Below are 15,816 nucleotides of genomic sequence, written 5' to 3'. Positions count from 1 at the left end.
GGTAAGATTTTGCAGGAATTATCAAACTTTGATATAATAATATGACAATGAATGAAAAAAAGTATAAACGCTTAGAATATTTGAGACATAACATCAATTATCTCACAATCCGAGAGCGTCAAGAGTACTATGACTTACTCAATGAACTAAAAAAAGCTGGAAATCAATCTGAACCCGAAGAATTCGAGGAATTTGAAGAATACGTCGAGCCAGAATATGAATATTCCGACTATGAACCAGAAAGCTTTCAAAAAAATACTTCCTCTTCTAATGGTAGAAATGCTAGTCGAAGAAATACGCGAGAAAGTTTTTCAAATCAAGAAAACAATAGAAATAAACCATCAAAAAAAGAAAGTAAATCTTCTAAAAAAGCTAAATCTGGCAAGAAGAAAAAACGTCACTGGTTAAGAACAATATTAACAATTATTGTTGTGATCATTGCGGTCATGATTGGTTTCTTTGTTTATGGATATCAAAGGGGCGTTAAACATGAGGGAAGCGTCGCTAAACAAGAAAAGTTCACAAGTTTAAAAAATTCGGACGGTTCTGTAAATATTCTTTTGTTAGGAGCAGACCAAAGACCATGGCAATCATCAGGTGTTGCTCATACCGATACTATTATGGTTTTACATGTCAATGGCAAGAACCATCAAACACAAATCGTGAGCTTTATGCGTGATACCCTTGTCAATATTCCTGATGTCGGCTCAAGTAATACTCCAGACTCAAAAATAAATTCTGCCTTTACAATTGGAGAACAATACAATAAACAGGGTGTGAATTTGATGAGTGAGACACTGAAAAATAACTTTGGCATTAATTGTCAATATTATGCAGTCGTCGATTTTTCAAGTTTTGCAACGATTATTGATTCTTTGTTCCCAACTGGCCTAAAAATTGATGCAAAATTTTCGACTGTGAATGGTGAGAATCTTTCTGCCGTACCTGTTCCCGATGATTTAGCTGCAACAGAAGGAAAAGTTTCAAGTGACAAAGACTTGACAGCTGAAGAAGCAGCCGCTTTAGGTTATCCTGATGGTGGTGGAACATTTATGATGATTAAACCAGGAACTCAAAAAATGGATGGACGAATGCTCTTGAATTATGCCCGATTCCGTCATGATGATGAGGGAGATTATGGACGAGTAAAACGTCAACAACAAGTTTTAGAAACAGTAATGTCTAAAATGAAAAATCCACTCTCATTGTTTACTGCTTCAAGTGCGTTGGGAACAACAAGAGCAGTTACAATGACGAATATTCCAAATTCATTTTTCTTAACTAAAGGAATTACAGCTCTTCTGGATATGAAAAATGGTATAAAATCAACAACAATTCCAGCTAACAATGACTGGGAGAATGCCTATGATATGTATGGAGGTCTAGGACTTTCAATTGATATGACAAAATACAAAGCGAAAGCCCAAGAACTTCTTGGTCAATAAAGAGAAAATTACTAACAGTTTTGTTAGTAATTTTTAATTTTAAATATTCATATGAAAAAAATGATGACAATTTTTTTCTTTAGTTATTGATTAATGGCTTATAAATAAATTATAAATTTGTATTTTTATGATATGATATGAGTATGATAATAAGATAAGTAGGTCTAATCCAATGATGTTTAATTATATTTATACTACTTTTTTGACAATTTTATACACAGTCGTGATGTCACTTTCTCTAAGCTTGTATCTAAAAGAGCGAGAAAAAAATTATTTATTGGTAAGTCTTTATTTTTTGCTTCTTATTTTAAACGGTTTAATAGTGACCATGTCCGAAACCTTTCAAATATTTGCAAATGACTATAATCGGCAATTTATGGTTAATCCAATCATTGAAACCATTTATTATTTGGCAACTTTTGGTATTGCCTTAAAATTAGTGACCGAATTATTTGAAGAAAAAATAACAACTTATCAATATGGTATTTATATTGTTTTTGCTTTATGGCTTATTGTTGTGCCTTTTATGGCAAATTCAGCGCTAAAGGTCTGGCTCTATTATTTTCCAAGCCAATTACTAACGGTCTATCTTGGAATTTATTTATTAATTCATAATCGAAAAATGATTCCTAAAAGCAGTTTAGGAAAATATGTAAAATTAATTGGAAGCCTAGCAATATTTTTTGGATTAGCTATAGTGGTAGAAGATACTTTTATTATTTATTTTAGAGATATTTATCATACAAATATGCTTAAAATCCATAATAGAAATGTTTCAGAAGATATTTTTCATATCTCACTTTGCCTTATTGCCATTAAATATTTTCTAACCAATTATCAAAAAGGCAACGAAGAAGTAGCGGTCATTGATATTAGAAATGAAAAAAATGAGACTAATGATTCTGTAAGTAATTTTGAAGAAGATGAATATTACTTTGAAAGATTTATGGATAAATATGGAATCACTCAACGGGAAGGAGAAATTCTTGAACTTCTCCTTCAACGTAAACACAATCAAGAAATAGCCAATCAATTATATCTTTCTCTAGGAACAGTCAAAACCCACACTCACAATATTTTTATAAAACTCCAAGTTGAAAAACGTTCAGAAGTTTGCGAAGTCTGGGAAGCGTTTGAAAAATCAGAGCTTACTCAATAATCCTAAAACTCCATTTTTTAATGGAGTTTATTTTTATTTTAATTAAGAAAGCGGTTAAAATAGTTCTAAACCTTACTAAACCTTTTTACTTAACCCTTTGATATCAAAGGGTTTTCGGCTTTTATAAAAGATTAAATCCTAGAGTTGATTGTTTTATATTTTTGCTCTTGATATACTGAAAACGTTCCCAAGAGGGAAGTCAAATAACTATTTTATTCAGGAGGAATAAAGAAATGGTAACAACAAACAAACGTGATTTCATCACAACAGAAGAGTACACTAAAGAAGAAATTCTTGATATTGTAACATTGGGCTTAAAAATCAAAGCGGCAATTAAAAATGGCTACTATCCACCACTTCTTAAAAACAAATCACTAGGAATGATTTTCCAACAAACATCAACTCGTACTCGTGTTTCCTTTGAAACAGCTATGACTCAATTAGGAGGACATGCAGAATATTTAGCACCTGGTCAAATTCAACTCGGTGGTCATGAAACAATAGAAGATACAAGCACAGTTCTTTCTAGATTGCTTGATATCATCATGGCGCGTGTTGATCGTCATGAATCAGTTAATAACCTTGCAAAACATACAACCATTCCAGTTCTTAACGGGATGTCAGACTATAATCATCCAACACAAGAAGTCGGTGATTTGACTACAATGATTGAACATTTACCAGCTGGTAAAAAATTAGAAGATTGTAAAGTTGTCTTTGTCGGTGATGCGACTCAAGTTTGTTTCTCATTAGGTTTAATCGCAACTAAAATGGGAATGCACTTTGTTCATTTTGGCCCTAAAGGCTACCAACTTAATGAAGAACATCAAGCAAAATTAGCTGCAAATTGTGAGGTTTCTGGTGGTACTTATGAAGTAACAGACGATGAAGAATCAATTGTTGGTGCAGATTTCCTTTATACAGATGTTTGGTACGGTTTGTATGATGCAGAACTATCAGAAGAAGAACGTCTAGCAATTTTCTTCCCTAAATATCAAGTGACACCTGAGATGATGGCAAAAGCAGGAGCACATACAAAATTTATGCATTGTCTTCCAGCTTCAAGAGGTGAAGAAGTTGTTGATGCGGTTATTGATGGTCCAAACTCAATTTGTTTTGACGAAGCCGAAAATCGCTTGACTTCAATTCGTGCCCTCCTTGTTTGGTTGATGTCCGATTATGCTGAAAAAAATCCTTATGATTTGAAAGCACAAGCCAAAGCTAAGGCTGAGTTAGAGGCTTACTTAGCCAAATAAGAAAGTGTATCATTTATGGAAAATGGAAAGAAAAAATTTAGTCTGTTTAGTGCTATTCTTTCTGTCATTTGTGTTGTTTTTGTTGCCGAAGCAGCAGCACCGGTTGCTGCTATTGGTAACTCGCAGTTCTTTTGGTGGATTGTTCTCATCGTTGCTTTTCTCTTACCTTATGGTCTAATTACATCTGAACTTGGAACAACTTATACTGGTGAGGGTGGGCTGTATGATTGGATTACAAAAGCCTTTGGTCATCGTTGGGGAGCGCGTGCTTCGTGGTTTTATTGGGTAAACTTCCCATTATGGATGGCTTCACTTGCTGTACTTTGTCCTGATTTATTGCATACAATGTTTGGCTTTCAATTAAATACAGGTATTTCACTATTAATTGAATTAATTTTCATCTGGGTTATTGTTTTGATTAGTTTATATCCAGTAAGTGATAGCGTTTGGATTTTAAATGGCGGCGCAGTAATTAAGGTATTCTTAGCATTAGCATTAGGAGGCTTAGGAGTTTATTCAGCTTTGACTAAGGGAGTAGCAAATCATTATACTTTAGCATCATTACTTCCAAGTTTTGATTTGCATAGTCTATCATTTATCTCAGTAATCATTTTTAACTTACTGGGGTTTGAAGTCATTTGTACTTTTGCTGACAGTATGGAAAATCCTAAGAAACAAATCCCACAATCAATCATCATTGGTGGGATCGTAATTGCAGCGATTTATATGTTTTCGGCCTTTGGGATCGGTGTTGCTATTCCAACCGATAAATTATCGACAAGTTCGGGATTGGTAGATAGTTTCCAAGTGATGCTGGGTACACCGACAGGTTGGTTCATTAGTTTAATCGCTTTCTTGTTTATGCTGACTTTAGTGGGTAATATGGTTTCTTGGTCACAAGGGGTTAATAATATTGCTAGTTATGCTGCTGATAATGGTGATATGCCTAAATTCTTCTCAAAAAGACATGCTTCTAATGGAATTTCTTGGGGGGCAGCTTTGATGAATGGGATTGTAGCGACATTTATTGTTGTGATTGCCCCATTATTACCCAACCAAGATTTGTTCTGGTCATTCTTCTCACTAAATTTAGTACTATTTTTATTGAGTTATATTCCGGTCTTCCCTGCTTTTTATAAATTGCGCAAGATTGACCCTGAGACTCCACGTCCATTTAAAGTGAGTGGTAGTGACGGAATCTTGAAAGTATATATGGCCTTACCAATGATTATTATTATCATATCATTAATTTTTACAGCCATACCCTTGCAATATGATAAGGCATCATTAACAGAACAATTACCGATTACAATTGGCGCAATTATTTTTATTGTGATTGGTGAATTAATTATTAAATTTAAAAAAATAAAAAAATAGGAGAGAAAAAATGGCAAAACGTATTATTGGTACAACACCAAAAGAAGATGGTTTTCGGATGCCTGGTGAATTTGAAGCTCAAGATCAAATTTTTATGATCTGGCCCGAACGTCCAGATAACTGGCGTGATGGAGCAAAACCTGTTCAGATTGCCTTTACTAATGTTGCTAAAGCAATTAGTAGATTTACACCAGTAACAATGTTAGTTTCACAATCCCAATATCAAAATGCTCGATATCAATTACCCGCTGACGTTCGTGTGCTTGAAGTTTCTAACAACGACTCGTGGGTTCGTGACTGTGGGCCAAGTTTTGTAATTAATGATAAGGGCGAACTTCGAGCAAATGACTGGACTTTTAACGCTTGGGGTGGACTTGTTGATGGTCTATATTTTCCTTGGGATCAAGATGATCTAGTGGCACAAAAAGTTTGTGAATTAGAACGTGTTGACTCTTATCGGACAGATGATTTTGTTCTTGAAGGAGGTTCGTTCCATGTTGACGGTCAAGGAACAGTTTTGACTACTGAAATGTGCCTTTTATCTGAAGGACGCAATCCTCACATGAGCAAAGAGGACATTGAAAATAAACTTAAAGAACATTTGAATGCTGAAAAAATTCTTTGGCTTGGGGATGGAATTGACCCAGAAGAAACAAATGGTCACGTGGATGATGTTGCTTGCTTCGTAGCACCAGGGGAAGTTGCATGCATTTATACTGAGGATGAGAAGTCACCTTTTTATGAAGCAGCACAAGATGCCTATAAACGCTTGAGCCAAATGACAGATGCTAAAGGACGTCAACTCAAAGTTCATAAATTGACTTGTCCAGCTAAAAATGTAACGATTAAAAAACAATTTAGAATTGATACAGTTGAAGGAACAATGCCACGTGAAGACGGAGATATTTGTATTGCTTCATATATGAATTTCTTGATTACAAACAAAGGAGTTATCGTACCACAATACGGTGATGAAAATGATGCTCTAGCATTAAAACAAGTTCAAGAGATGTTTCCAGACCGCGAAATAGTTGGCGTGAACACTGTTGAAGTAGTTTATGGTGGAGGAAATATCCATTGTATTACTCAACAACAACCTAAAGCCAAATAAGGAGTAGAGAGGATTTAACAGAAAATGGCAAAACGTATTGTAGTTGCTCTAGGGGGGAATGCTATTTTAACTAGCGACCCTACAGCGCAAGCACAATCTATGGCACTTAATAAGACTGCCGAACAATTAATGCCTTTAATAAAAGACAATGATGTTGAAATGGTCGTCACTCATGGAAATGGCCCCCAAGTTGGTAATTTACTTTTGCAACAACTTGAAAGTAATTCAGTTAAAAATCCGGCAATGCCACTTGATACAGCTGTTGCTATGACTCAAGGGCAAATCGGTTATTGGATGGCACAAGCTTTTACAGAAGCTCTTGCTAATAATGGAATGTCTGATGTTCCATTTGTTTCTGTAGTGACAAGAACAGTAGTTGATGCTAATGATGAGGCTTTTAAAAATCCGACAAAACCTATTGGACCTTTTTATAGCCAAGAAGAGGCTAAAAATATTCAGACTCAATATCCTGATTGGAAATTGATTGAGGATTCTGGACGAGGTTACCGAAGAGTAGTTCCTTCACCTTTACCTCTCAAAATTGTTGAAGCTAACGCAATTAAACCATTGTTAGAATCATCAGCTTTGGTTACAGTATCTGGTGGCGGAGGAATTCCTGTTATTGAAAAAAATAAGGGATATCAAGGAGTTGAAGCGGTAATTGACAAAGATTTTTCGGCAGCAAAATTAGCAGAACTTGTTGATGCTGATGAACTAGTTATTTTTACCTCTGTCGGTGATGTCTTTTTAAATTTTGGTAAACCCAACCAAAAAGCGTTAGGAGTTGTACCAGTTAGCGAAATGCGTCAATATCTAGAGGAAGGTTATTTTGCGGCAGGTTCTATGAAACCAAAAGTGGCAGCAGCTGTCGCTTTTGTCGAAAATACTGGTAAGCAAGCCACGATTACTTCACTTGAAAATGTGGAAAACTTTGTTAAAAGTGGGGCAGGAACACGGATTGTACCCGATTTAGTTTAAAAAAAGTATTTTTCAAAATAATTTATTTAAAATTTGAAATAAAAAGAATTTAAGTAGGTTACCCGTTTTAATTTGACAAAAAGTATAGCTAGTGCTATACTTTTTTTGTAGTAAATAAAAACTAATCATATTAGGTGAGGTTACTCTGAAGAACATAGGTTATCGCTCAAAACTGTCGAGAGACAATAATGGGTAAAGCAGGACTAGTCGAATCAAGGCTTTTCCAAGATAACTAGAAATATCATTTCTTACGTCTCAGAAAGCCAAAACTCAAATGTCGTGATTAAATAGACTAATAATCTATTGATTTTGAGAGCCTCCCTTTATATGAAAAGGAGGCTTTTTATGTCAAGAAGAAAATATCTTGATACAAAACAACCAAAAGTAAAATCTATTATGGGTGATTTTATTTTAATTGGTATTATTTGTTTGTTTGCATTTATTCTTATTGTGACACAAATAACTATTAACCAACCCCTTTCATCGTTACCTTCTCAAAGTTCAGTGGATGATGTCAAGAAAATGCACGATTTTTTATCTATTGGAAACCTTGCGTATTTTTCAATGCGAACAATGTTTCGCATGATTGTAGGAATGATGTGGTCAATTTTATTCTCTGTTATTTGTGGTGTATTGGCAATTAAGTTTAAAACTGCAAGAAGAATTATTTTGCCGATGGTCAATTTCTTAGAATCAGTTCCTTTATTAGGTTTCATGACATTCACTACTGCATTTTTACTTGGATTATATCCAGGTAATGTAATGGGAGCTGAAGCGCTTGCCATTTTTGCAGTATTTACTGGACAAGCATGGAACATCATGTTGTCACTTTACCAAATAATGGAAGTAGTTCCCAAAGATTTGAAAGAAGTAACATCACAATTTCGATATAGTGCTTGGGAAAAATTTTGGCGTCTTGAATTTGTATATTCAATTCCAGGCCTACTATGGAATCTTGTCATATCTCAGTCAGCAGCATGGTTTGCCATTGTTGCAAGTGAACAGGTTACCGTCGCAATCCCTAAGTCTGAAACTTTAATTTTGCCAGGAATTGGCTCTTATATTCAAGTTGCATTAGATCGCGCAGACTTTAAAGCTTGTGGTTTCGCTGTTATTGCTTTAATTATTAATGTCGTCATACTAAATTTCTTAGTTTTTCAACCTTTGGTTAAAGCTACTTATTATTATCGTTATGATGAAGGAACAACTCAAGGTAATCCTCCAAAATCAATTGTATACAATTTAGTAAAAGCATCTAATTTTGGAAAAATATTAATGAAATGGATTCAAAAAATAAAAGATTTCTGGATTTTTAAGTTACCTAGAGTTTGGTATATTCTTAGGATAAATCTTATTTTTAAATATCTAGGAAAAGTTAAGAAATATATTTCAATCATTTGGTATATCCTTTTAGGGTATGCGGTTGTTATCTCTGCTATTAAACTTTATAGATTCTTACCTCATGAAGATTTTTCAATAATCCCTCACTTAATGCTTTTAACTACATTGAGGGTAGTATTAGCAATGCTTATAGCAGCAGCGATTTTTACACCTCTTGGGGTTTGGGTTGCAAGTAACAAAAGACGTTTAAGCTTTATCCAACCAATTGGACAAGTTGTTGGATCGATTCCTTCAAACGTATATACTCCATTCATAGTAATTTTTATTAGTTTAGGGTATAAGCAACTTGAGTGGTGGATTTTGCCGCTAATCATGGTTGGTTGTCAATGGTATTACTTTTTCAATGTTATTGCTGGGTATTTAGCAATACCAGATGATATAAAAGAAGTCACAAAAATTTTTCCATTATCCAAGTTTAAGTGGTGGACTCGCTATCTCATTCCATCAATGTTTCCGTACTTGATAACAGCTATCATAAATGCTGCGGGAGCAGCATGGAATGCAGATATAGCAGCGGAAAGCCTACAGTGGGGTAAAGAAACAATAAATGTTACTGGCTTAGGGCAATATATTGCTGTGAATGATGGAATTAAAGATAAATCAGCACTTGGTACTTTGGCGATGTGTGCTGTAGTAGGATTGTGTATTATATTCGTTTGGCAACCACTTTACAAATATGCTAGAGAAAAATTCCATTATTAAAAAGGGAGGAAATAAGAATGGAAAAGAAAAATTTAATAAAAGTAACTTCACTCTGCAAAGATTATGGAGTAGAAAGATCAAAGAAATATATACAAGTTCTGAAAGACATAAACTTTACCGTAAAGGAAGGAGAATTTGTAAGTCTTATTGGACAATCAGGAGCAGGGAAATCGACATTATTGAGAAGTTTAGCTGGTCTTGTTCATCCAAGTCATGGAGAAATCATCTTTGAAGGAAAAAAGATTAAAGAACCGGATCCAAACATTAGTATGGTTTTTCAGAATTTTGCTCTATTCCCATGGTTAAATGTTTATAAAAATGTTTCATTTGGCATAGATAATAATTTGAAAATATCTAAAAATGAAATTAATGATAGAGTAAAAAAACTAATAAAAATGATTGGGCTAGAGGGCAATGAAAAATCATATCCAAGAGAAATTTCTGGCGGAATGAAACAAAGAGTAGGATTTGCTAGAGCTTTAGCCGCAGAACCTACATTATTATTACTTGATGAACCTTTTTCTGCTTTAGATGTTGTAACATCCAAACAGCTGTCAGATCAACTAATAAGTATGTGGTTAAGTCAACAAATTGTCACAAAATCAATTGTAATGATTACGCACGATATAGAACAAGCAGTGCAGATGTCTGATAGGATTATATTGTTAGATTCAAATCCAGGGAGGATTGCGAAAGTTTACAACATTGATATCCCAAGAAATCAAAGAACTATAAGTAGTATCTCAAGTATTGTTGAAGAAATTACTAATGAGATGGTAGTCATGACAGAACTTAAGGTTAATAAAAATTTTTAGTAGGTAAAAGAAAGGAAGAAACATTAATATGATTCCACATAGGAGAAAAAGAAATAATAAAATAAAAAAAATGGTCGGATTTCTCATATCTCTAGTAATAATAATAGCAGTTGGAGTATTCGGGTATATCGCTATGGCCAATCATCGCTTAAATAATATATTAGACAAGGGTTATCATAAAGTTGATAATAACTATAAATCTGAGAAACATAAAGATACAGAGTCATTTTTGATCATGGGTTTAGATAATACTCAAGAGAGAAATTTGGGAACGACGCGAACGGATGCGATGATGATTATTACAATTAACAAAAAAACAAAAACGACAACTTTTTGTAGTATCCCTCGCGATAGTTTTGTTCAAATTGATTCAAAATCATACAAAGGTATGCAACGGATAGAAGCTGCCTATACTTATGGAGGACCTTCGGCTTCAGTTAACACGGTAGAAAAAACTTTTAATATTCCTATTGATCATTATTGTGTTTTTAATTTCAATTCATTTATTAAGCTTATTGATGCTATAGGTGGAATTGATATTGATGTTGAAAAGTCATTTATGGGTACTGATGAAAGTGGTATTGAGTCTATAAAGTTTAATTCAGGTAAGCAACACTTAGATGGTGCCAAGGCTCTTTCATATGCTAGAGAACGACATGTAGATACAGATATTATGAGAGGTTTCAGGCAACAAAAGGTAATTTCAGCAGTTGAGGAAAAGTTAAAATCAATGACTTCTTTCACTAATTTATATTCTATTATTGATTCTTTAGATGATAATATTCAGACTGATATCACACCAAAAGATATTAAAGAGCTTATTTCTAACGCTTTAACTTTTAGTAATTACTCTAAACAACAATTAACTTTTGATTGGAGAACTTTCAGTAACCAAGGAAGAAGTATGGTAGAACTCTATAAAGATAGTATCAAATTTGTCAGTCATAAATTAAGAGTCTCTCTCGAATTAGATCATAAAAATGAGACTGATAACAATGGATATTCCTTCCATACAAATGGTGACTATCTTTATCAAAGTGACTATACAGTCCAGAATCCAGAAGCTGAAGCACAAGAAGATACTTCAACGAATGGAAATACATATATTGGGACAAGCGGTAATACAACTACTGGTCCTCTGCCTAATATTAAGACTTCAAATGGTTTTATTAAGTAATTAAGATAAATAGCCCCTATCATAGGAGCTATTTATCTTAATTACTTAATAAAATATTTACAATTAGAAGGGCAATCACAGAATGAATTAGTGATGTGATAGGATTACGAGGATAAAAATAATCCAATCATAGGTAATATGAATAAGTAAACCTGTATACAAGGAGTCGCTCCTTAAAGAGGCAAGGGTAAAGGGAATTCTCGCGGCTGCAATAATAAAAATAACTTGGGCAAAATTCCAGTCGTAAGTAGGTAAATGTAGAAATCCGAATATTAAAGTGGATATGATAACCGCAACAATTAAAGCTTTGCGTGTTCCACCTAATAAATTTGCGATAATTATAAGTAAAATTATTGTAATTAACTCTTCCCCTAAAAGCATAGGAATTGTCTTAAGAAGTCCAAAAATAGTCATTCCATCTGCTACTGGATTAGAATTTGGAGAACTTCCTAATAGTATTTTAGTAATTAGAATGCCAACTCCAGCAAAGATATAAGCACCTATAAGTCCAGCAAAATAAGTACTCACTATTTTTTGAGGTTTAGAAAAAGTGTAAGAAATTCCCTTTTTTCCAAAAAGAATGTAAAGGCTGATAAATCCAGCAATAGCTAAGGAAAAAGGAGCAATAACTGGCAGCCCAAAAGATAATGCTAAAAACCCAGCTAATAGTAAAATCAGTGATAGAGGAACTGCTGATTTGCTCATAGGTGCGGTAAAAAGTTTTTTCAAAAGAGAAACCTCCAAAATTTAGATAGATTGACAAGCCTAATAAAGCTATTTAAATAAGTATAACATGAATAAAAATTTTTTAAGGAATATAAACAATGGATAAAAATAGGTAGCTTAAAAGTGTATTTGAAAAAATTTGACAACAAAAAAAGCACCTACTCTATATCCTAAAGTAGATACTTTTACGGTGAGGGATGTTCATCCATTGACTTATTCTCCTATACTATTTTTTCTAAATTGTGTGTTGCTTCTTCAATTGTATTACCAATACCAAAAATTTGAGGTTTGTTAGCCAAAAAAGCTTGAAACACATTTTTTGAAGTATCAAGTTGAATACTATACTCAAAAAATTTATTTTTGTTAGTGTATGTCATCATAATACATTCTCCTTTCTTTTTTTAACGAAAGGGACTATAACAATCACAACGAAATTCCAAGTTCAGTTTAACACAAAAACAAAGTATTTGCAATATACGAGAAAATTAATAGGTAATAAAGTATTTGCCCTTAGATTGAAATTTAAAATCAGGTTTATGATATTTTGATAAAATATCTGTTAATCCAATCCTTTTAGAGATAAACAGGGCAATATTTTTCTGAAAAAGAACTAAAAAAAATAAAAAAGAAGGAATAATCCTTCTACTATATTAAATATTTTCTAAGTGTCCTTTTTTATCTTTAGCTATTAAATAGTAGGTGCACGCTGCAATGGCCCAGGCCCAAACAATATGTCCAAAGAACTCAGAAAAGTGTTCGTCGAAAGGTTGGTTCCAAGGAGCAGGAACTGTTCCCATAGCTGGCATTAAGATAATATGCCAGATAATCCATATTACAATACCATAAGCAGCACCTTGCCATAAAGTGATAGCTTTCCAGTATTGCGCTATAAAAATAAATAATGCAGCAAAGAAAATTGAAAAACTAAAGTGAAGAATCAAAGAGAACCAAAATACTTTTTGATCTTGAGAATATAAAATGTATGAGTGGGTGAGAGAAGATGGCACACCAAACTGTTCCATCATATGTTGTGGAGGGTTGGTTAAATTACGAGCAATAGTTCGTGGCGGAAGAATTGCTTCCCAACCAATTTTAACCATTCCAGAAATCATACCTGAAATAAATCCGAACCAAATGCTTTTGAGAATAATTTCTTTTAGAGAAGCAATTGGTTTTCTTAATGAGAACATATTAATACTCCTTTCTTATGTCCTCTATTCTAACAAAAAGTTAAATGTAATTCAAAAATACCAGAGGATTCAGTGTTTTTGATGCTATCTTCCAAAATTGTAAACAAAGGAAGTAAAAAAATTGCTACTAGATATTTAAAAATCCCCACAGAAATTTCTGTGAGGAAATAATTATATATCGTACTTTCCTGTATGCAAAGTCCTGATTGATTCGCCTCCGGGTAAAGGAGGTAAGCCAAGAGAATCTTCACGGCTAAAGGCTTCAAGTAATCCAGGAGTTAAGTGAGAATACTCAACTGTTTCCGGACTAATCTTATGAAGAATTGTGTCCCCTTTTCCTTCAGTAACTTTTTTAGCAAAGTTAGGGTCAATCAAAGTTCCACGAGCAACAGCAATTAAATCAGCATAGTTTTCAATCGCATCAGTCGCTGTATCCTCCCCAAAAATACCACCGACAATAAGAAGTTTTGTTTTATCATCTAAGATTTCTCTAAAAAGTTCAGCATAAGATTTTTCGCTATTTTCAGGTTTAGAATTGTATCCTGCCCATAATGAAAGATGGATATAATCAAGTTCATATTTAATTACTTCAGAGATAAGTGAGAGAGCTTCTTTATAATCATAGCCAACATTTTTTCCATGAAGTTCTTCAGGAGAAATACGGTAACCAATGATAAAGTCTTTAGGAGCATATTCATCAACGATTGCTTTTACTTCTTTAACAACAGCTAGCGGAAAGGCCATTCGATTTTCCAGTGAACCACCCCATTTATCTGTGCGAAGATTAGAAAGTTTTGAGAAAAATTGTTGAATTAAATAATGATTGGCACCATGAATTTCAACACCGTCAAAGCCGGCATCAATTGCCCGTTTTGTGGCTTTACCAAAATCAAGAATAATATCATCAATCTCTGTTAGTGTGAGTTCACGAACAGGGTAATCTAAGAAAGAAAAATCGATAGCAGAAGGAGCCACCACATCTAATCCATTAACATGACGTCCTACAGCGGCTCGCCCAGCATGATGAATTTGAAGAATAGCTTTATTTCCATCTTTTTTTAGAGCCTGTGCAGTTTTTCGTAGTCCTTCAAGATGAGCGTCAGAATAAGCTCCTAATTGTTCAGGATATCCTGGCACATATGCTGGTCCACCATTTTCACTTACATAATGGAATTCTGTAATTAACATACCTGCCGCTTGTGAACGGGCAGAGTAATATTGAATAGTATCATCAGAAGCGAAACCACCTTTTAAACCAGAATGAGTTTGCATTGGAGACATTACAATACGGTTGTTTAAAGTTGCCCCATGACGTAAGGTAACATGATCAGTTAATTGATTTGGCATATTTTTATCCTGTTATTATTATATTTGGAAAGTAGATTATTAAAACTATAATTCGAGAAATATCGATATGAAGAAGTAAAAAGAAAGTTAATTATAACTCTTCTAATATGAAATTTTTAAAATCGGAAATCATCTCCTCATTTCGACGATAATAGGTCCATTTACCAATGCGAGTAGCAATTAATAAATTGTCTTTTTCTAACATAGATAAATAATGAGAAGTAGTAGACTGAGTTAAGTTCAGTAATTTTTGGATTTCACCTACACAAACACCCGTTTCAACTTCATCTACTTTAGTTTCGTTGTAGAAATGTTTTTTTGGTTCTTTAAGTAAAGTAAGAATCTTCAATCGATATTCATTTGATAGGGTTTTAAAAGTTTCCACATTTTCCATAAAACTATTATATCGAAAAAATACGATATGTCAATATAAAAGATTATTTTAAACAAAATAAAAAAAGAAGTTACTAATAACTTCTCTTTTTTATTATTTATATTTTCTAGATTTCAATAGATAAAGGGTAGTGCTAACGAGAATTAGAAGACTTCCTGAAAGTAAAGTGAAGCCAAAAAATTTATCGCCAGTTTCGGGTAAAGATTCTTTTGGTAGGGTTTTTACTGATAAAGTTTTAGGTGGAATTACAGAAGTTTTGATTATTGTAGGAGTTGAAATCTTTGTATAAACGTAGGTTACAGTTTGGGATTCAATTGTAAATTGTCCCTCCGCAATTCCTTTAATTTCCTTGAAATTATATCCTAAAATTTTCTTTTGTTCGCTAGTGTATAAAGACCCTACATTTCCAGATTTTGTAATTTCGTCAGAAATGGAATTTCCATTTGTATCAATATACTTAATAGTCACTGTTCCAGTTTTTATTTCGATTGGATTTTTAGTATAGATATAGGTAACGGTTTGAGGAGTAGTTGAAAATAGTCCACTTTTATTTCCTTGAACTTCTTTAAAAGTGTAGCCCAAAATAATTTTTTGTTCACTATCAAAAGAAGACCCTACATTTCCAGATTTTGTAATTACATCAGAAATGGAATTTCCGTTTGTATCAACATACTTAATAGTTACTGATCCAGTTTTTATTTCGATTGGATTTTTAGTATAGATATAGGTAACGGTTTG

General features: G+C 33.4%; 15 protein-coding genes and 1 riboswitch. Of the genes, 9 read left to right on the top strand and 6 right to left on the bottom strand.

Annotated elements, in window-relative coordinates:
* The first annotated feature begins 41 nt into the window (after window positions 1-41).
* The 9 genes from IAE51_RS09030 (at window position 42) to IAE51_RS08990 (ending at window position 11,421) form a co-directional block, all read left to right on the top strand.
* A complete protein-coding gene (locus IAE51_RS09030; protein WP_023164428.1) occupies window positions 42-1,445 on the top strand; it encodes an LCP family protein in 1,404 nt (467 codons plus the stop codon).
* Between the two features lie 328 nt (window positions 1,446-1,773).
* On the top strand, window positions 1,774-2,604 hold the full coding sequence (locus tag IAE51_RS09025; RefSeq protein WP_225509997.1) for a LuxR C-terminal-related transcriptional regulator: 831 nt from the start codon (window positions 1,774-1,776) through the stop codon (window positions 2,602-2,604).
* A 233-nt stretch (window positions 2,605-2,837) separates the two neighbouring features.
* A complete protein-coding gene (ptcA, locus tag IAE51_RS09020) occupies window positions 2,838-3,860 on the top strand; it encodes a putrescine carbamoyltransferase (RefSeq protein ID WP_017864873.1) in 1,023 nt (340 codons plus the stop codon).
* Window positions 3,861-3,875: 15 nt separating this feature from the next.
* Complete coding sequence (locus IAE51_RS09015; RefSeq protein WP_200095211.1) at window positions 3,876-5,237, top strand: APC family permease; 1,362 nt, start codon at window positions 3,876-3,878, stop codon at window positions 5,235-5,237.
* Between the two features lie 10 nt (window positions 5,238-5,247).
* A complete protein-coding gene (gene aguA, locus IAE51_RS09010; RefSeq protein WP_023164426.1) occupies window positions 5,248-6,348 on the top strand; it encodes an agmatine deiminase in 1,101 nt (366 codons plus the stop codon).
* A gap of 24 nt (window positions 6,349-6,372) precedes the next feature.
* Window positions 6,373-7,326, top strand: a complete 954-nt coding sequence (gene arcC, locus IAE51_RS09005; protein ID WP_039115770.1) for a carbamate kinase — start codon at window positions 6,373-6,375, stop codon at window positions 7,324-7,326.
* 119 nt (window positions 7,327-7,445) lie between these two features.
* A riboswitch (M-box (ykoK) riboswitch) is annotated at window positions 7,446-7,615 on the top strand.
* Window positions 7,616-7,671: 56 nt separating this feature from the next.
* Complete coding sequence (locus IAE51_RS09000; RefSeq protein WP_017864869.1) at window positions 7,672-9,429, top strand: ABC transporter permease subunit; 1,758 nt, start codon at window positions 7,672-7,674, stop codon at window positions 9,427-9,429.
* Between the two features lie 17 nt (window positions 9,430-9,446).
* Window positions 9,447-10,244, top strand: a complete 798-nt coding sequence (locus IAE51_RS08995; RefSeq protein WP_017864868.1) for an ABC transporter ATP-binding protein — start codon at window positions 9,447-9,449, stop codon at window positions 10,242-10,244.
* 28 nt (window positions 10,245-10,272) lie between these two features.
* Window positions 10,273-11,421 carry an LCP family protein gene (locus tag IAE51_RS08990; RefSeq protein WP_129881029.1) on the top strand — a complete coding sequence of 383 codons (1,149 nt, stop codon included), beginning with the start codon at window positions 10,273-10,275 and terminating at the stop codon, window positions 11,419-11,421.
* Window positions 11,422-11,508: 87 nt separating this feature from the next.
* Here the strand turns inward: IAE51_RS08990 and IAE51_RS08985 are convergent, their stop codons facing one another.
* From IAE51_RS08985 to IAE51_RS08960, 6 genes are all read right to left on the bottom strand, one after another.
* Window positions 11,509-12,150, bottom strand: a complete 642-nt coding sequence (locus IAE51_RS08985; RefSeq protein ID WP_033899381.1) for a CPBP family intramembrane glutamic endopeptidase — start codon at window positions 12,148-12,150, stop codon at window positions 11,509-11,511.
* Between the two features lie 218 nt (window positions 12,151-12,368).
* Entirely contained in the window at window positions 12,369-12,527 is a 159-nt protein-coding gene (locus IAE51_RS08980; protein WP_012898283.1) for a hypothetical protein, read from the bottom strand.
* 270 nt (window positions 12,528-12,797) lie between these two features.
* Window positions 12,798-13,337 (bottom strand): DUF1440 domain-containing protein, encoded by a 540-nt coding sequence (locus IAE51_RS08975; RefSeq protein WP_012898282.1) that lies wholly within the window; start codon window positions 13,335-13,337, stop codon window positions 12,798-12,800.
* A 171-nt stretch (window positions 13,338-13,508) separates the two neighbouring features.
* Entirely contained in the window at window positions 13,509-14,684 is a 1,176-nt protein-coding gene (locus tag IAE51_RS08970; RefSeq protein WP_033899386.1) for an NADH-dependent flavin oxidoreductase, read from the bottom strand.
* 91 nt (window positions 14,685-14,775) lie between these two features.
* A complete protein-coding gene (locus tag IAE51_RS08965; RefSeq protein WP_003130388.1) occupies window positions 14,776-15,078 on the bottom strand; it encodes a helix-turn-helix transcriptional regulator in 303 nt (100 codons plus the stop codon).
* 93 nt (window positions 15,079-15,171) lie between these two features.
* Window positions 15,172-15,816 (bottom strand): MucBP domain-containing protein (locus IAE51_RS08960; protein WP_233611053.1); only part of this gene is annotated, 645 nt, incomplete at its 5' end.

Origin of the sequence: Lactococcus sp. S64 (assembly GCF_016516525.1) — a bacterium.
GTDB classification, from domain to species: Bacteria; Bacillota; Bacilli; order Lactobacillales; family Streptococcaceae; genus Lactococcus; species Lactococcus lactis.
The sequence above is the reverse complement of the archived record's forward strand: the minus strand, read 5'-3'. Positions and strand labels throughout refer to the sequence as shown.